The following is a 19,154-nucleotide window of genomic DNA, read 5'->3' as shown; positions in this document are numbered from 1 at the left end:
AAATATGTTTAGATTAAAACCCGACTTCCAGTCCGAAAATAAATGAACGGGCCTGAGGATATCTTCCGGTATCCACTCCATATGTTTCCATGCCTACTTCAGGGTCAAAGCCTGTATATTTGGTAATGGTAAAGAGGTTATTGCTCGTTACATATACTCTTATTTTATTCACATCAAGTCTTTTATAAAGCTCTTGTGGCAATGAATATCCTATCGTAAGGTTTTTCAATCTAAAATAAGAGCCATCCTCCACATAGAAATCTGATACTTTGGAGTAATTACCACTTGGGTCACCTTGTACTACTCTAGGAATATTGGTATTGGTATTCTGAGGAGTCCATGCGTTCAGGATATCCCTGTCCATGTTATAGTTCTGCCCTGTTCCACCCGGATTTAATGAAATAAATTTCAATCCGTTAAATATTTTGTTTCCATATACTCCCTGGAAGAAAAGGTTAAGATCAAAGTTCTTCCATGACATATTGTAAGATAGTCCGTAAGAGAATTTAGGATATGGATTTCCAAGGTTTACAAAATCATTATTGTTCAATACTCCTGTATTTCCATCTTTTTTCAGGAATTTAATATCTCCCGGTTTAGCGTTAGGCTGAATAAGGTTACCGTTGGCATCTTTGTAATTGTCGATTTCTGCCTGAGTCTGGAAAATACCGTCGGTTTTGTAGCCATAATAAGAGTAGAGAGATTCTCCTACTTTTATTCGGGTAGGTTTCAATACTCCACGAACATTATTACTATTGATAAAGATCTCATCTACACCGGCCAACTGCTTCGCCGTATTTTTTAGTTGACTAAAAGTAGCGCCTATTGAGTAGTTGAAGTCGCCTGTATTTTTACTGTTATAATTAATTCCTAATTCAAATCCTTTATCCTGAAACAATCCGGCATTCACATATTGATCTATATAGCCGGATGTACTTGAAAGGTTAACGTTAAAAATCTGATCTCGTGAGTTCTTAACAAAGTAATCAAATTGTAATGAAAGGCTGTTTCTCAAGAAAGAAGCATCTACCCCAAAATTGGTTTGCTCAGATTTTCCCCACTTTATATCTGAATTAGGAAATGTCGTAGCATAATAGGCAATATTCTGTGACGGATCCTGTCCGAAAATAACATTATTATCCCGCACCATTAAAGGGTTAACTGCCTGATAAGAAACCCCGCCCAGATTTCCTAAGATACCGTAACTTCCTCTTAGTTTCAGATTCGAAAGCCAGTCAATATCGTTCATAAAATTTTCTTTGGAAACCACCCATCCTCCAGAAATGGAATAATAATTAGCAAATCTATTTTGTTTAGCAACCAGAGAGGTTCCGTCTCTTCTTCCCAGCAAACTGATAATATATTTCCCTGCATAGTCATAGTTGACCCTTGCCAGATAAGATACCAGAGACTGCTGATATTTATAACTGTATACTTCTTTATTGGTATCTGCAGCATTTTGAAGATATCTGAAGACTTCTGCTTCACTTCTGAAATCAAAAGCTTTTGCTCTGAACCCATCTTCAGTTGTTTTCTGAAAAGTAAACCCTGCAAGAAAGTCAAAATTGTGCTTACCTGTGGTTAGCTTATACGTAAGGAGCTGTTCGGCAAGAGAAGTGGATATATTGTTAGACTGATATTCCAGACTATTGGTATCAAATATTTTTCCAACTTCCAGTACTCTGGGAGTAAATTCTTTAACATTTCCGATCTTAAAAGTCTGGGAAAAATTAGAACGGAATTTTAAATCTTTAGCCAACGCAATTTCTACGTAAGGATTGATCAAAATCTCATGGGTAGGATTTTGAATGCTGATCCTTTTAAGATAAGCAACAGGGTTGATCATATCTCCATACCCTCCTGCCACATCAATAGGTAATCCGGAAAAAGCTCCTGTGGATGTATATACCGGAACATTGGGTGGATAATACATGGCGGCAACCAAAGCTCCTGTATAGCCATTCTTTGTGTTGGCTGTATTTCCTTGGGAATAATTATAATACATATTCTCTCCGAACGTTAACCAGTCTTTCACTTTATGTTCGGAGTTTACCCTGAAATTATATCTTTTTGCCTGAGTGTTCAATAAAATACCCTCAAGATTCCTGTGATTCATTCCTACAAAGAATCTGGATTTTTCACTTCCTCCACTAAGGTTTACATTATATTCCTGGATGGTTCCTGTACGGAAAATTTCTTTCATCCAGTCTGTTCTGGTAATTCCACCATCGGCATATTTTTCGGAATTGAAAGCAAGTGGAAGACTATTGAGTTTCCCTGCGTTAGTATATGCCTGGCGCATTACATCCTGGAATTCTGCAGCATTTAGAGATTCCTTTAATTTCCATGCCTGATTGATTCCATATTTAACGTCAAAATCAATAGTCAGACTCCCTTTTTTACCTCTCTTTGTGGTAATAAGAATTACCCCGCCGGAAGATCTCGCTCCGTAAATGGCAGCAGCAGCATCTTTAAGCACAGAAATATCCTGAATATCATTAGGGTTAATGGCAGGAGTTCCGTTAAAAACGACACCATCCACCACATAAAGAGGAGTTTCTCCGTTCACCCCTCCCAAGCCACGGATATTCACTTTAGGCGAGCCATTAGGATCTCCCCCTTCGTTCACTACCGTTACCCCAGCAGCTTTTCCCTGAAGTACTTCTCCTACTCCGGATAAAGATCTTGAACTAAGCTTATCCAGCGAAGCTTCTGCAACTGCACCAGATACTTTGCTTTTCTTCTGGGTTCCGTATCCTATCACGACAACCTCATCAAGGGTTTTTTCCTTTAAGCTGTCCTTTTTTTGAGATAGGAACATCGGTGAAGCAGATATTGCACCAATAAGTAATACCCTACCCGTTAAATAAGTTACTGAGACAGGGATTTTAAATACATTCATGACATCCTTTTTAATTAGACGCAAAATTAGACCAGCACTTCCCCTTACCTCATTAAGATTTCCTTATGTTTTTATTAAGAAATTTTAGGCATCATCAAAAACAAACCTCGATGAATGAAAATTAAAATATTGTAAAACAATCACATACATAAGTAAAGTAATCATTCCATTGATATTTTCTGCATGGTTGACATTAACTTTCTTTTAAGTTTACCATCAATTGGAGACAATAAACCTGTTGGGATTAAAAATATTTTCAGATACAATAAGTAACATAGTTCATTATTCTTTTTTTACATTTGCTGAAAATAGATTTTTCACCTACTCATAGATATCCAAAACAGGCTATCCATGTGCAGGAAAGAATAAAACATTATAAAAATCATACGATTAAATGACCATTATCATTACAGGAACCTCATCAGGGATTGGATTTGCATTAGCCGAATATTTTGGTAAAAAAGGGAACAAAGTATATGGTTTAAGCAGAAAACATACGGAAAGCCAGTATTTCAAATCGATACCGACTGATGTTACCGACAACACTGCTGTTCAAAACGCCATTGCCGAGGTTCTGAAAACCGAAACCAGAATTGATGTATTGATTAATAATGCAGGAATGGGAATGGTAGGTGCCGTAGAGGATTCTACTAAGGAAGATATTCTAAAACTTTTCAGTCTGAATTTGGCAGGTCCTGTTCAGATGATGAGCTCCGTACTTCCCAAAATGCGTGAAAATAAATTCGGAAAAATCATTAATGTTTCCAGTATCGGAAGTGAGATGGGATTACCTTTCCGTGGATTTTATTCTGCATCAAAATCTGCTCTGGATAAAGTAACTGAAGCGATGAGGTATGAAGTTTACCCTTGGAATATTGACGTATGCTCTCTTCACTTAGGAGACATTAAAACCAATATTGCAGAAAACAGAGTTATTGCCCAGGTTTCCCAGCCTTATAAAAATGTATTTGATAAAGTGTATTCTTTGATGAATGCTCATGTGAACGATGGAACCGAACCTATAGAAGTGGCAGAATACATTGAAAAACTTTTGGGGAAGAATAAATGGAAAGCTCATTATTATTTTGGTAAATTCGGGCAGAAAATAGGAGTTCCCTTGAAATGGATTCTTCCGCAGGGAGTTTATGAGAATTTAATGAAGAAGTATAATAAACTGGATTAGTTTCAGTTTTATAAAAAGTTACATAATAATTACTTTAAACCATTGAGGAGCATTAAGCTTTATTTTAAATTTAGCAAGCTATCTATGGTTTAAAACATTGAGAATTGAAGCTGTTTCTAAAAATATTTTTTGTCCTGTTCTGCGTTTTTATACAAGCGCAGAAAAAACAGTATTGGCTGATTGATACTGAAACCAAGGTCAGAAAAAAAGTAAAAGACTCTGTTTCTGCGGTAAAATATCTGGATTCTCTGGCTCAAAGCAACTACTTCTTTACTCAGCTGAAAGATGTAAAAATAAAAGGAGACAGCACAGAAATTTTTTATGATAAAGGGAAAAATTTCAATGAAACCTATGTTAACCTTTCCGATTCTATTGTTCAGAAACTGAAAGTTCAGAAAGATTTTTTTACTAAAAATTTAGATTCAACCAAGAAAAGCATCAACAAAAGCTATATTGATGACGGATATTCTTTCAGTAGAATCAAGTCTAAGTATAAGGGACAGAAAAATGGATTTCCGATTGTAGAACTGGATATCAATAAAAATGATAAAAGAACGATCAACGGTTTTGTTATAAAAGGTTACGATAAGGTTCCAAAACGATTTATCAAAAATCTTGAAAAGGAATTTAAGGGTAAAAATTATGATGATAAAAACTTATTAGCCATTAATAAGACCTTTCAAAGCCACCCTTTTGTTACGCTTGAAAGGCAGCCACAGACTTTGTTCACTAAAGATTCTACCAATATTTACCTGTTTTTGGAAAAGAAAAAGACCAATACTTTTGATGGGGTAATTGGTTTTGGAAATGATAAGTCTGAAAAGTTTACCCTAAACGGGACCATGAACGTTAATTTCAGGAATATGTTCAACGGTTTTGAGGCGGTTAATCTTTATTGGCAGAGAAACCCTGACAAGGGGCAAACCTTTGATCTTCAGGTAGACATTCCTTACCTTTTTAAATCCAATGTGGGGATGAATACCAAGGTGAATATCTACAGACAGGATTCTACCTTTGCCAACGTAAAGTTTCTTCCGGCTTTTTATTATCACATCAACAACCGTAATAAGATTGGTCTTAGAGCAACTCTGGAAACTTCTACGATTATTGATTCATTGTATGTTCAGGGAAAGGATTACAACAAAAGAGGAATCGGGATATGGTTTGAAATGACTGAGCCTACCGATATTGATCTTTTCCTTTACAAAACAAGGATCAATGCAGGATACGATTATTTAACAACAACCTATACGAAAGGGAACATTAAATCTACCCAAAACCAGTTTTACTTTTTTGGGGAACATAATTATCATATTTCCGGGAACCATTTCCTGAATATTAAAGGAGAAGGGGCTATGATGGATTCTAAAATAGAGTTTTCTGCCAACGAATTGTATCGATTTGGAGGCTGGAATTCCATGCGGGGATTCAATGAAAATTCCCTCGCTGCAGATTTCTATTATTATGGAAGTTTAGAATATCGGTACCTCATCGGCAATCAGGCTTTCTTTGACCTCTTTGGGCAATATGGGCAGCTCAATAATAAATCGTTGAATGTAAAACCCAAGCTTTACAGTGTCGGGCTAGGTTTCAATTTTTTTATCCCGATCGGTCTGATGAGTTTTCAGCTGTCTAATGGTAATGAATTTGGAAATCCTTTTAAATTCAATGATATAAAGATTCATTGGGGTATTCTGAGCAGATTTTAACTAGCTCAGATTCATATTTTCTTTATCTATTCTTTTTTCAACCACAATTTTTTTTAAAACCTTCAGTCTTTAAGCTACGCACGCTTAAGTTTTCTAAAATGATTGAATAATAAAGCTTTTGTGACTTTTGTGGCTTATAATATATAATAAAGTAAAAATCCCCTCACAAAAGCGCTTTTACACTTTACCATTTCGTTAATTATTTTCATTAAAAAATACATAAATCGTATTTTTATTTTAATATGATCGTAAAGTATAGGTAATAATGCCCGGCTAAATTTGCATTCAAAAAAAATGAAGAAAGCTTTAGCTACATTTGCAGTTTTTTTACTTCCCTTATATATTACGGCTCAGGAAATTAACATTTCCGGAAATGTAAAATCTGAAAACGGCACCAGTGTCTCGGGTGTAAATATTACCGACAAAAACACAGGAAAGACCGCCATGACCGATGAAAATGGGAATTTCACCATTTCAGCCAATCCAAAAGACATTCTGGAATTTTTTTCACCTGATTTTTCTGTTTATACCGTGGAGGTTTCTTCAAAAAAGGAGTATTCCATTGTTTTAAGGAAGACCCATGAAAAGCAAATTGAAGGAGTTGTCATTACGGCCCTGGGGATTGCTAAAAAGAAGGAAAAGATTGGATATTCTACACAGGAAGTAGGAACCAAACAGTTCGAAACCATTACTACGCCAAGTATAGGAAATCTCTTCTCAGGACAGGTAGCTGGACTTAATGTTTCCAATCCAACGGGGATGCAACAGGCACCACAGTTTACATTGAGAGGAAATTCCAATCTGGTTTTTGTCATTGATGGTGTAATTGTAGAAAAGGAAGTTTTTCAAAATCTGGATCCTAACAATATAGAAAATATCAACGTACTGAAAGGAGCTCCAGCTTCTGCTCTATATGGTTCAAGAGGTAGATATGGGGCTATTCTGATCACTACAAAAAGTGCCAAGAAGAAAGGATTTTCTGTAGAGTTCTCTCAAAATACCATGATTACAGGAGGGTTTACCAATCTTCCAAAAACCCAAACGGAATATGGTAACGGATCTCACGGAAAGTATGAGTTCTGGGACGGCGCTGATGGTGGAGTGAATGATGGTGATATGATCTGGGGACCAAAGTTTGTTCCGGGGTTACAGATTGCCCAATGGAATAGCCCTATCCGAGATAAAGTAACAGGTCAGATTACACCGTGGTATGGGGCTGTTACAGGAACTCAGTATAATGATAAATCCCGATACGAAAGGATTCCGATTGACTGGAAGTATCATGATAACTTAGATACATTTTTGAAACCTGCGGTTATCAATAACAATAATTTTGCAATCAGCTATAGGAATAATAAGGATATATACAGACTTTCCGGAAATTTCATGAATTATGATGACAGGGTTCCTAATTCTTATCTTCAGAAATATGGGGTCAATTTCTCTTCTGAAAATCACTTGGGCGATAAGTTTGTATTTGACACGAAGTTCACCTTCAATCAGGCCTTTACTCCTAATGTTCCCAATTATGATTATAATCCCAGCGGACACATGTACACGATCCTGATCTGGATGGGTGGTGACGTAGATGGGAATGCACTGAGAAATCATATGTGGGTTCCAGGAAAAGAGGGAACTTCACAAGCTAACTGGAACTATGCATGGTACAATAACCCTTGGTTTGGTGCGGAATATTATAAAAATCAAAACAGAACCAATATCATCAATGCACAGGCCGGATTGGAATATAAAGCAACTAAGGATTTTTCTGTAAAGGGGAAAGCATCCATTGTAGAAAATCACAGCAAGACGGAAACATTCAGCCCTTATTCTTATTTCAACTATAGTGCACCAAGAAGCGGAGGATATATATTGAAAGATGTAAAAACCTGGAATCTTAACTATGATGTATTGGCCACCTATAAGAAAAAGATATCTGAAAATTTTGACTTTACCATCAATGCCGGAGGTTCTACATTTTACTACAAAAACAACAATAATGAAACCTCTACAGATGGTTTGAAGGTTCCTGAAGTCTATACAATGGAAAACTCCATCGGGGCAATCAAAAAATATACTTATCTAAAAGAAAAGCTGATCTACAGTGCTTATTCTACAATTGACATTGGATTATATAATGTTTTCTTTATCAATATTTCCGGACGTAATGACTGGTCTTCCACATTGCCTAAGGCCAACAGATCTTATTTTTATCCATCTGCTTCCGTAAGTGCTGTAATTTCCAATCTGGTAAAGCTTCCGGAGTCTATCAATATGCTAAAACTTTCTGCTTCATGGGCAAAAGTGGCTTATGACTTCCAGCCTTATTCAATCAGAAATTATTATTTGAATAATAAAGGAATTACTTTCAATGGGAACCCAACCTACCTTTATCCAACAATTCTGAATATAGAAAACTCTTTAAAACCTGAGCAGACAAAATCTTATGAACTAGGATTAAGTGCAGGCTTCCTCAATAACAGAATTACCTTAGATGCCACCTACTTCAGAACACTGGATTACAACAATATTCTTGAATTCCCGAGTGCCGAATCATCCGGATTCATTTCCCAGTATGTAAACGGAAATGAGTATACGACAAAAGGATTCGAGGTTTCCCTAGGGCTGGTTCCTGTAAAAACATCTGATTTTACTTGGAAAACTTTAATCAACTGGAGTACGTACGAACAAAAGCTGACTTCCATTTATGATAATATGCCCAACTACAAGAATATCAAGTTAGGTGAAAGAATGGACAGCTACTATGATTATACTTGGCAAAAATCTCCGGATGGAAAAGTAATTCTGGATGCTAAATCAGGAATGCCAACCAGAGCAAATGCACCAAGCAACTTGGGACATTTCAATCCGGACTGGACTTTTGGTTTCAACAACAGTTTCAAGTATAAAAAACTATCTCTAAATATCGGGATCGATGGAAGCATCGGTGGTGTTATGAGATCTCAGGTCGTTGAAAAAATGTGGTGGGGAGGAAAGCATCCTAATTCTGTTGCCTACAGAGATCTTGAATATGCTCACCCGGGAAGTTATTATTTTGTACCGGATGGGGTAAACTACAACCCTACAACAGGGCTTTATACTCCGCATACTAAGGCTATCAGCTTCCAGGACTGGGCCCAGAATTACCCTTATCAGGCAAGGGTAACGCAGGATGAAAGTGAAGAATTTGCAAATGTTTTCGACAGAACATTCATCAAGCTAAGGTCTGTAGTATTAGAATATGATTTTTCTTCTTTACTGAATCCAAAGGGAATGATCAAAGGCTTTACCGCAAATATTTCTGCCTACAACCTTGCCATGTGGAAGAAATCCAAGAATCTATATTCTGATCCTGACTTCCAAATCAGATCAGGAAGAACGGGTGACATCGCGAATGATATTCAGGATCCATCAAGCAGATGGTTTGGAATCGGATTCAATCTTAAGTTTTAATTAAAAGTACGTCTATACAATGAAAAATAATATCAATGTAATCGCTAAAGCAAGGCAGACTGTAACGTGGTTCAATATAAAATCTATCCTTCTTGCAGGGGTATTAGCACTAACTTCGTGTGAATCCAGTCTGGATACCATCAATGAAAATCCAAATGACCCATCCAGTATTGATCCTAAATATCTTTTAACGTATGTTTCAAAATACACTTTTCAGGTGGATGGTGATAATATGTATGCTTCCAGAATGATGATCGGTACAGATGGTGAGAATACCTATCAGTATATGAAGTGGAATGATGCTTCTTTCGAGGTTTATACCAAAGGACTTTTGAATACAGAAAAAATGATTCAGGAAGCAGAGAAGATCAACAATAAAAATTATATTGCCATTGGCAAGTTTTTCAGAGCTTATCATTTCTTTAATATAAGTTTAAAAGTAGGAAGTGCTCCTTATTCTGAAGCTGCAAAGGGTGAATCCGGAATTACGCAGCCAAAATATGATACCCAGGACGCTATCATGTCCGGAATTTTATCAGAATTAAAAGAGGCCAATGATCTGATCAATACCAATGATAAAATTGAGGGTGATATTGTTTTCAGCGGAGATGCTTTAAAATGGAAAAAACTGATCAATTCTTTCCGATTGAAAATACTGATGACCTTATCTAAAAAAACAACGGTTGGAAGCTATAATATTGCAACAGAATTTGCATCCATTGCAGGCAGTCAGCCTTTGATGACTTCTATTTCAGATAACGGAGAACTCAAGTTTGCCGATGCTGCAGACAGCAGATACACGATGTTCAACAACAGTGGATATGGATCTAGTTTATATATGGCAGATTATTTTATTAATCTCTTTAAAAACAGACATGATCCCCGTTTATTTACATTTGCCGCCCAAACTACCGGTGCCAAAGAAGCAGGAAAAGCAATTACAGACTTTACAGGATATAATGGTGGGAATCCTACATCACCTTATTCTGATAATGCGGCTTTAATCACAGCGAAAAATATCTCTAAAGTAAATGATCGTTTTTATAAGGATGCTACCAACGAGCCAGCATCAGTATTAAGCTATTCAGAATTAGAATTTATTTTAGCAGAAGCATCTGCCCGAGGCTGGATTTCCGGATCTGCAAAAACACATTATGACAATGCGATCAAGGCAAGTTTTACTTTCTATCAAACGTATGTAAAAAATCCCGGACAATATTTCGCAGGCTTTGATGTCAACCAATACCTTACAACTCCTTTGGTTATATATAATAATACTGAACCCTTAGAAACCCAAGTGGAAAAAATTATTACCCAAAAATACATGACCATGTTCCATCAGGCTCAATGGACTTCCTATTATGATTATTTAAGAACAGGATATCCAAACTATCCATTAAAGGCAGGGGTTCCGGCACCATTCAGATTCAGATATCCTCAATCCGAGTATAGCTATAACAATGCAAATTTAAAAGCAGCGCTTACCACTCAGTATGGAGGGAATGACAATATTAATTCTAAACCTTGGTGGTTGCAGTAGAAATCTGATTTATTTATTTTAAACAAAACAAAGAAATCGCAGGAAAATCCTATTAACTTGCGGTTTCTTTCTTATTACGACTGAACATGGATAGAAGAGAATTTTTAGAAAAATCAAGTATTTTATTAGCCGGACTAGGAACTTCAAGTGTTCTTCATCCTGCAATTTTAAAGGCCTTAGCTATTGATCCGGCCGCACAGTCTACTTTTTATGATGCTGAGCATGTGGTTATCCTAATGCAGGAAAACCGTTCATTTGATCATGCTTTTGGTGCCTTACAAGGAGTTCGAGGTTTTTTGGATAAAAGAGCTTTTATAAAACAAGATGGGCATTCTGTCTTCTTTCAAAAGGAAAATAACGGGAAATATGCCTCACCGGCCCGCTTGGATCTTAGAAACACCAAGTCTACATGGATGAGCTCGCTTCCCCATTCTTGGGAAAATCAGCAACATGCATTGAATAAAGGAAAATATGACCAATGGCTTCAGGCAAAGGCTTCAGGAAATAAGGATTATAAAAATATTCCCCTTACTCTAGGCTATTACAACCGTGAAGATCTTCCTTTTTATTATCAAATGGCAGATGCCTTTACCATATTTGATCAATATTTCTGTTCTTCACTTACGGGGACTACTCCTAACAGATTATTTCTTTGGTCCGGAACTTTAAGAGAACATCAAAACGGTAAATCAAAGGCCAATGTTGTGAATGATGATATTGATTATGATAAAGCCAGACAGGCAAAATGGAAGAGTTTCCCTGAGATTTTAGAGGAACAAAACGTATCATGGCGTATCTACCAGAATGAAATCAGCCTGCCGAAGGGAATGTCCGGAGAACAGGAAGCATGGCTAAGCAACTTTACAGATAACCCGATTGAGTGGTTTTCAAAATATAATGTGAAATTTTCAAAGGGGTATTACGAGAATATTCCCAAAATGATCGCTTCACTGAAACAGGAAATCGTAAAAAATCCTAGCCAAAAAGAAAGACTGGAGGTGATGATTACTGAACTTCAGGAAGATCAGGTTACATATCACCCTGATAATTATTCAAACCTGTCACAACAGGAGAAAAACCTACATGAAAAGGCCTTCACTACCAATTCAAATGATCCTGATTATCACAATCTGGAAATTGGTAAAGATGAAAACGGAGAAAGGCTGGTCGTTCCGAAAGGTGATGTTTTATTTCAGTTCCGTAAGGATGTAGAAGAGAAAAAGCTTCCATTGGTTTCGTGGCTGGTAGCTCCTGAACATTTCTCAGATCATCCCGGTTCCCCTTGGTATGGAGCATGGTATATTTCTGAGGTTTTAAATATTTTGACCAAAGATCCTGAAACGTGGAAAAAGACTATTTTCATTATCAATTATGACGAAAATGACGGTTATTTTGACCACGTCATCCCTTTTGCGCCGCCATTAAACCCTAGTCAACCGGTTGATATAAACGGAAAAGACGGAGTTGAATATGTAGACAAGTCCCAAGAATACATGTCTGATCCTACCTTAAAGGATTATGAAAAAACAGAAGGAACTGTTGGCCTTGGCTACAGGGTTCCGATGATTATTGCTTCCCCATGGACCAAGGGAGGTTTTGTCAACTCTGAGGTTTCAGATCACACCTCTGTGCTACAGTTTCTGGAAAAATTTATCATGAAGAAGTTTAATAAAAATGTTCATGTAGAGACTATCAGCGACTGGAGAAGAGCTATTTGCGGAGATTTGACATCTGCTTTCAACACGCCAAATGCTAATGCTCCGCAAATGGATTATCTTGATCAAAAGGATTTTGCGAAAACCATTAATGCTGCCAAAAACAAACCTGTTCCCCAACTGAAGTGGTATTCTGAAAATGAACTGAATAACAGCCTGCTTGATATTCAAGAAAGGGGAATGAAACCATCCAATCCACTTCCTTATGACTTCTATGTGAATTTGGGTGGAGATAAGATCACGATGACCAATGTAAAAGAAAATGGAGTTCCGCTTCATCTTTATGACAGAACCCAATTGAATAGCGATACTTATTATTTTTCCTATGCATTGTATTCAAAGCAGGAATTGTCACATCCCGTGGTACAATCCGGAACGTATGATTATGAAGTGTTTGGTCCTAATGGCTTTTTCCGAAAATTCAAGGGAGCTCAAAAACCGGACGTCGAGGTAATTCTTATTAATAACAGTTTAAAAAGCCAGATTGAATTAGTTTTTAAAAATCATAAAAAAAGCAACATCAATCTAAGCCTGGAAAATCTGTATGAGAAAAGTAAAAAAACGATATCTGTACAGAAGTCTGAGGATAAAATAATGATTGATCTTAGCAAATACAAGGGCTGGTACGACCTTAAAGTCACTCTTGAAGATCATATCTGGCATTTTGCCGGCAGACTGGAAACAGGTAAAGTTTCCGTTTCGGATCCTCATTGGGCTTAGAGTTATTTCAAATAAGACTATAGATCCTGTACGTACTGTACAGGATTTTTTCATTATTAAATACAGAATAATTCACAATTATATTACATTAAAAAAGTAAAATAATTAACAATAAAAAAATTATAATATATTTTTTTTATAATATATTGAATTTTGTTATATTCACTTAACTAATTATAGCATCATGAAAAAATTAAACTTAACGATTGCAATGTCCCTATTTGCAGTTGCTGTATCTGCAAGCCTAAGTGCCCAGGATACCAATACAGATAACCATACAGTCACAATTTCTATCCCTGAAGTTGCTTTGGTAGATATTGAACCTGCTGCCACAAAAAATATTACTCTTGGATTTACAGCTCCGACAGAGGCAGGAAATCCTATTATTCCGGCTACAGCTAACACTACTTTATGGCTTAATTATTCTTCCATCAAATCTGTTGCAGATCCTACCCGTAATGTAAGTGTAAGCATGAATGCTATCATTCCCGGAGTTGATCTTAATGTAACTGCTGCTGCAGCTACTGGATCCGGAGCGGGTACATTAGGATTATCCGCAGGTCTATTGACTTTAAGTGCTGCCGGCCAGACGATTATTTCAGGTATCGGAAGTGCTTATACAGGAAATGGTGCCAATAACGGACACAACCTTACGTATGCTCTTGCTGCAGGAAGCGGCCCTGGAGGAGTGGCAGCTTACGCAGATTTACAGGCAACAGCCACTACAGTAGCTACCGTTACGTATACCATATCAGATAATTAGAATTTAAATAAAATTCTTTTCTGCATTCAAAAACAAGAAGAAGCTGATATTCAGTTTCTTCCTGGTTTTGTATTATTAATGATTAAACTCTAAACTTTATATAATGATGATGATGATAAAGCGTATCCTTCTTTTGATCACCCTGATTTTGCAATTCAGCTTTTTACATGCCGGTATTGTGGTTCTCAACGGACTTACGCATTCTTACAAAATTGAAACCGGAAAAGTCTACAAGGGAAAAGTTGCCATTGAAAATACAAGCAAGACTCCTCAAACTGTAAAATTGTTTTTACAGGATTTCACCTACCAGGCTGACGGAACAATCCATTATACAACGCTGCATACCAACAAACGTACTAACGGAGAATGGGTTAAACTTAACACCAACCTGATCACTCTTAAAGGTAAAGAAAAAACAGAGGTATTTTATGAAATTACTGTTCCTAATCAGGCGATGGATCCTGGAAGCTACTGGAGCGTAATTATTGTAGAACCTGTGGAAGACATTAAGCCTAGTGATAATAAGCAAGGAGTGAATATTACTTCTGTTATACGCTATGCAATACAGGTTATTACGGATTTTGAAACAGAAAAAGCCAAGCCAATTCTTAAGTTTGAAAGCGTAAAAATAGAAAAGCAAGAGGGAAAGCAAACTGTAATGATTGCGATAGCCAACAATGGTAATCTTTATTGTAAACCAACCACATCCATTGAAATCTATAATCGTAAAACCGGTGAAAAGTTAGGTACTTATTCAAGTTTAACGATGGGATTGCTGCCCAATACCTCCAAAACATTTTATATTGATATTAGTAAAGTACCTCCAGAAAAATATAAAGCAGCAATAATAGCAACCGATGAAGAGGAGAATGCATTTGCACTCAATGTGGAACTAGAAGTAAAAAATGATTAGAACTTGGACTTTCTTTATTATTATATCATTATTCCCGATATTTATTTTTTCTCAACAACAATCTAACCGATTGATTAGTAAAAAAGATAGTTTATTACCGGGAATGTCTACTTCTATCCCGTTCACATTAGAAAATAATTCTGCTGAAAACAGAACTTATGATATTTCAGTAAGTACCTCAAGTCCGCACATACTACCCATTTTAGCAAAAGGAGAATTCCAAATTGCCCCTCACGAAACATCAGCATATCTGGTTCCTCTGCGTATTGCAACAGAAACAGGCCAGGGCACCTACACTGTAACATTGAATATTACAGACAGAAACAATGGGATTTCCTTTACAAAAATTTCAAAAGTTACTGTTTCCGGAAACCGAAATCTTTCTCTCACGGCTTTGAATTCACCGGAATTTGTAAGGGCCGGAGAAACCATTAAAGCTAATTTTCTGATTAAAAATAATGGAAACATTCCGGAAAAACTTACCCTAGAAAGTAAGAATGCCATCATAGATCAGGATTCAGAAATTTTCTTATCTCCAGGAGAGACAAAACAAATATCTATCTCCCGAAAAACCGATCCTGAATTAGGAAAAAATGAGTTTCAAAACCTTCACTTATCTGTTTATTCTTCAGATCATCCAAAGGAGATGGAAACGGCATATGTAAGTGTGAAGGTAATATCTATTAAGCCCTCTGAGGATGACATATACCATCGTTTACCCGTTTCAGCTTCATTGGCATTTATAGGAATGAGAAACAGAGGAGATTATAATGATGGTTTTCAGGGTGAAATTTATGGTAAAGGAAGCCTTGACAAAGATAATAAAGGACAAATAGAATTTCATGCTGTAACTAAAAACCCAGTTGAATACAGTTCTTTTACCCAATATGAAGAATATTTCGTGAACTATAAAAGGGATCATTTCCTTATCCATTTAGGTGATAAAACCTATTCTTCATCTTTCCTGACCGAATATTCAAGGTATGGACGTGGAGCAGAACTAAGATTTGACATCAATAAAATAAGTATTGGTGGTTTTTATAATCATCCACGATTTTTCCGAGATATCAAAGATGAGTTTAATGTCTATTCAAAATTTAAAATAAAAAAGGAATCAGAAATCACAGCCGGATATTTGTACAAAATACCAAGAAAGGAAGAAAATATCTTTGCCATTTCAAGATTAGATTCCAATGCACACTTGCCTTATTTAACAGGAAAGTTTCAGGTATCTAAAAACCTGAATCTTTTAGGAGAAGTATCCTACAGTAAAACGGATAAAACGGAGGGAACGGCCTATATGATACAGGCTCAGGCTAATTTTGAAAGATTAAATGGAAACGTGATGTATATGAGATCCAGCCCTGAATTTGCAGGATACTTCACCAATACAAGTACATTTAACGGAGGGCTTCAATACAGGGTTTCAAAAAGGCTGAATATTACTGCCAACTTTGTTCAGGATGCTAAAAATTTTGAAAGAGATACTTTATTGCTCGCAGCTCCCTACAGAAAATTTTTGCAATACGGTATTCAGTACTCCTACGCGGGTAAAGGTACTGTTATGCTTTATAGTGGCTACCAAAAGTACCAGGATCGTTTGGAACCAAAACAATTTGACTATGATGAACGTTTTTACAGACTAGGTATTAATCAAAAAATAGGAATTTTTCAGATCAATCTGGAAGGCCAGCTTGGAAAAACGGATAATTATCTGACTGGTTTCTCCGGAACTTCCCGATTATATACGGCCAACGTAGGATTTGAAAAGTTTAAAACATTCTTTAATTTATATGGAAGCTATGCCGTGACATCCAGATATCAGTTGAAAAATGAAAGACAAATCTATTATGGAGCAAATATTATAAGCCATTTTTCACAAAAAACATCTCTAAGTTTTACTTATCAGAATAACTATATGCCGGAATATTATTTCAAGGATAGAAATCTTCTTGAACTTCTATTTCACCAACAGCTTTTCCCGGGACATGAATTTGACGTATCCGGACGCTATACATTACAAAGAGGAGATCTTGCCAATAAGGACTTTATATTTTCTCTACGCTATACTTTACGCTTAAATGTTCCTGTACAAAGGGTTGCTGAGTATACTACATTATCAGGAAACATCAGTAATCTGGGAGTGAAGAAAATATCAGAAGTAAAACTGATGCTCGGAAACCACCTTACCATAACTGATAAGGACGGAAATTTCATATTTAAAAATGTTACTCCGGGAGATTATTATCTTGAAATGGATCGATCAACCACAGACATCAATGATATCCCAACTGTAGCATTACCCGCTTCAATCTCACTTATAAATAAGGTAAATGTTTTTAACTTCGGCTTGACTACAGCGGCTAAAATACAGGGGCATATTCAGTTTACAGAAAGTATAGAAAAAAATCAGCCTGCCCCTATTCAAAAAAGGAAAAAGGAAAGTATCATCATAGAGACCATTAGTGGTGAGCAAACCTACCGTAAGATTTGTTATATCGGAGAGGATTTTGATTTTACTTATCTCCGACCTGGTGAATGGACGGTAAAAATTTATAGAAACGGTCTAGACAAACGGTATAAGATCTCAACCAATCAGTTTCAATTTACCTTAAAGCCGGAAGAAATGAAAAAATTAAATATCAATATTGTAAAACAGCAAATTGAAATTAAATATCAGCAGGAAACTTTAAAAGTAGGATATAATGAAATAAAAAAACAGAAATGATATTGTTCCGTTCCATAATATTACTAACCTATTTTCTTTTATCTGGTATCATCTATTCCCAGACAACCCCCTCCATATCATTACCCATTGTTACTTTAATGGATATTGAACCCTCGGGAAATATTAGCGTAAGTTTTACAGCCCCTACAGAAGCAGGAAGAGCTCTTAATAATCCAACATCCAATACATCAAAATGGATTAATTATACCTCTGCAATTGCCCCAGCAGGAGCTACCAGAAGAATAACAGCATCTGTGAATCCAGTTATTCCGGGGGTTAATATAAGATTACAGGCTGGAGCAGCTTCCGGAGCAGGAGGTGGAACATTAGGCTCGTCCTCAGGGCAGGTAACCCTTACCGCTACACCTATAACAATCATCGGTGGTATTGGAGGTGCTTATACCGGAAATGGAGCCAATAATGGGCATAATATTACTATTTCTCTGGTTCCGGGTTCTTATAATACTATAACAGCTCAAACAAATACAATAGTTACAATCACCTATACCATTACAGAATAACATTGAAATATGAAAATCAATAGTCGCTTTCTCAAAAAAATACTCTTTAAAAAATATCTATACATCATTCCTATAATGATGAGTAGCTATGTGGAAGTGGAAGCACAAACATTAAATGTTAGTGGGAGTAATTGGGTGGTAGGTGTGCCTCCTATTACTGAAGCAGGGACTAATTATGCAGGAACCTATCAAAGCAGTGATACTTTATTAACACTCTCCGGGTTATTACCGGGATCTTTTCTAAATCTGCTGTCTGGTGGAGCTGCTAAGGTCAGCATGCATTATATTCCGACTGCCTGGAATAATTCGTTGCGCCTGTATGCAAAAAGGAGCGGTGGAACTACAAATATAGGTGGTGTTTGCGTTCTTTGTACCGCTACCATCAATGGTGGAACTACCTACATAGAAATCCCACAGGGAGTAGATGCTACATTTTTAACCATAAATTTCGCCGGAGTTCTAGGACTTGGTAACAGTGTCTCTTTTTCGGGTATTAATACACAATTACAGATAAGCGGAGTTTCTGTAACAATTCCTGCTACAAGCTATAATGCTAAATTAGTCTTTACAATAGGTCCAAATTAAAAATATTTAATTGTACAGGTAAGATTATTCTTCATTATATCAAGACTATAGCAAAAGGAAGCATATGATTCAGTATTAGTGCATAGTTACAATATTGCAGATCGAATGATCTCTCGTATTTTGCTAGTAATGATCTATGTAGGGCACAAAAAAAAATCCTTTATCGCAATGATAAAGGATTTTAAAAATAAAATAAAAACTGGCGGCGGCCTACTCTCCCGCGTTAGCAGTACCATCGGCGCTGGTGGGCTTAACTTCTGTGTTCGGAATGGGAACAGGTGAGCCCCACCGCTAAAACCACCCTAAAGGCTGTATATAAGATATCAGTATATGGATATCAGAGTGCAGACGTATTGGTCTGTTATCTGATGTCTGTTACCTGACATCTGGTTTAATCGATAAAAACGTTCACAAAGAGGTAA

At 36.6% G+C, this 19,154-nt stretch carries 11 protein-coding genes and 1 rRNA gene; 10 read left to right on the top strand and 2 right to left on the bottom strand.

The window, feature by feature from the left end; genetic code table 11:
- Nucleotides 1-13: 13 nt before the first annotated feature.
- Entirely contained in the window at nt 14-2,902 is a 2,889-nt protein-coding gene (locus tag SCA31_RS13010) for a SusC/RagA family TonB-linked outer membrane protein (protein ID WP_410697430.1), read from the bottom strand.
- 394 nt (nt 2,903-3,296) lie between these two features.
- On the opposite strand from SCA31_RS13010, the gene SCA31_RS13005 reads away from it, so the two are divergent.
- The 10 genes from SCA31_RS13005 to SCA31_RS12960 all read left to right on the top strand — a co-directional run bounded on the left by SCA31_RS13005 (nt 3,297) and on the right by SCA31_RS12960 (nt 18,732).
- Entirely contained in the window at nt 3,297-4,085 is a 789-nt protein-coding gene (locus tag SCA31_RS13005) for an SDR family oxidoreductase (protein ID WP_410697429.1), read from the top strand.
- A gap of 104 nt (nt 4,086-4,189) precedes the next feature.
- Nucleotides 4,190-5,794, top strand: a complete 1,605-nt coding sequence (locus SCA31_RS13000) for an autotransporter assembly complex protein TamA (RefSeq protein ID WP_410697428.1) — start codon at nt 4,190-4,192, stop codon at nt 5,792-5,794.
- Between the two features lie 294 nt (nt 5,795-6,088).
- Entirely contained in the window at nt 6,089-9,247 is a 3,159-nt protein-coding gene (locus tag SCA31_RS12995) for a SusC/RagA family TonB-linked outer membrane protein (protein ID WP_410697427.1), read from the top strand.
- A 19-nt stretch (nt 9,248-9,266) separates the two neighbouring features.
- Nucleotides 9,267-10,787: a SusD/RagB family nutrient-binding outer membrane lipoprotein gene (locus SCA31_RS12990; RefSeq protein WP_410697426.1), complete on the top strand. Its 1,521-nt coding sequence runs from the start codon at nt 9,267-9,269 to the stop codon at nt 10,785-10,787.
- Between the two features lie 86 nt (nt 10,788-10,873).
- Complete coding sequence (locus SCA31_RS12985) at nt 10,874-13,222, top strand: phosphocholine-specific phospholipase C (RefSeq protein WP_410697425.1); 2,349 nt, start codon at nt 10,874-10,876, stop codon at nt 13,220-13,222.
- 184 nt (nt 13,223-13,406) lie between these two features.
- Nucleotides 13,407-13,985, top strand: coding sequence for a hypothetical protein (locus tag SCA31_RS12980; protein ID WP_410697424.1), 579 nt, complete (start codon nt 13,407-13,409; stop codon nt 13,983-13,985).
- Nucleotides 13,986-14,097: 112 nt separating this feature from the next.
- A complete protein-coding gene (locus SCA31_RS12975) occupies nt 14,098-14,898 on the top strand; it encodes a WxL protein host-binding domain-containing protein (protein WP_410697423.1) in 801 nt (266 codons plus the stop codon).
- Complete coding sequence (locus SCA31_RS12970; protein ID WP_410697422.1) at nt 14,891-17,626, top strand: hypothetical protein; 2,736 nt, start codon at nt 14,891-14,893, stop codon at nt 17,624-17,626. The genes SCA31_RS12975 and SCA31_RS12970 overlap by 8 nt, the downstream gene beginning before the upstream one ends.
- A complete protein-coding gene (locus tag SCA31_RS12965; RefSeq protein WP_410697421.1) occupies nt 17,623-18,147 on the top strand; it encodes a hypothetical protein in 525 nt (174 codons plus the stop codon). Before SCA31_RS12970 ends, SCA31_RS12965 begins: the two co-directional genes overlap by 4 nt.
- A gap of 9 nt (nt 18,148-18,156) precedes the next feature.
- Entirely contained in the window at nt 18,157-18,732 is a 576-nt protein-coding gene (locus SCA31_RS12960; protein WP_410697420.1) for a hypothetical protein, read from the top strand.
- Nucleotides 18,733-18,929: 197 nt separating this feature from the next.
- Here SCA31_RS12960 and rrf read toward each other — a convergent pair.
- Nucleotides 18,930-19,037 (bottom strand): 5S ribosomal RNA (rrf, locus tag SCA31_RS12955).
- Nucleotides 19,038-19,154 lie beyond the last annotated feature (117 nt).

Origin of the sequence: Chryseobacterium sp. SIMBA_028 (assembly GCF_046535285.1) — a bacterium.
Classification (GTDB): Bacteria; Bacteroidota; Bacteroidia; order Flavobacteriales; family Weeksellaceae; genus Chryseobacterium.
This window is presented reverse-complemented; position numbering and strand designations above follow the sequence as displayed.

Coding starts and splice junctions, on each gene's coding strand:
- SCA31_RS13010 (WP_410697430.1), bottom strand. CDS start 2,902: ATGAATGTATTTAAAATCCCTGTCTCAGTAACTTATTTAACGGGTAGG.
- SCA31_RS13005 (WP_410697429.1), top strand. CDS start 3,297: ATGACCATTATCATTACAGGAACCTCATCAGGGATTGGATTTGCATTA.
- SCA31_RS12995 (WP_410697427.1), top strand. CDS start 6,089: ATGAAGAAAGCTTTAGCTACATTTGCAGTTTTTTTACTTCCCTTATAT.
- SCA31_RS12990 (WP_410697426.1), top strand. CDS start 9,267: ATGAAAAATAATATCAATGTAATCGCTAAAGCAAGGCAGACTGTAACG.
- SCA31_RS12985 (WP_410697425.1), top strand. CDS start 10,874: ATGGATAGAAGAGAATTTTTAGAAAAATCAAGTATTTTATTAGCCGGA.
- SCA31_RS12980 (WP_410697424.1), top strand. CDS start 13,407: ATGAAAAAATTAAACTTAACGATTGCAATGTCCCTATTTGCAGTTGCT.
- SCA31_RS12975 (WP_410697423.1), top strand. CDS start 14,098: ATGATAAAGCGTATCCTTCTTTTGATCACCCTGATTTTGCAATTCAGC.
- SCA31_RS12970 (WP_410697422.1), top strand. CDS start 14,891: ATGATTAGAACTTGGACTTTCTTTATTATTATATCATTATTCCCGATA.
- SCA31_RS12965 (WP_410697421.1), top strand. CDS start 17,623: ATGATATTGTTCCGTTCCATAATATTACTAACCTATTTTCTTTTATCT.
- SCA31_RS12960 (WP_410697420.1), top strand. CDS start 18,157: ATGAAAATCAATAGTCGCTTTCTCAAAAAAATACTCTTTAAAAAATAT.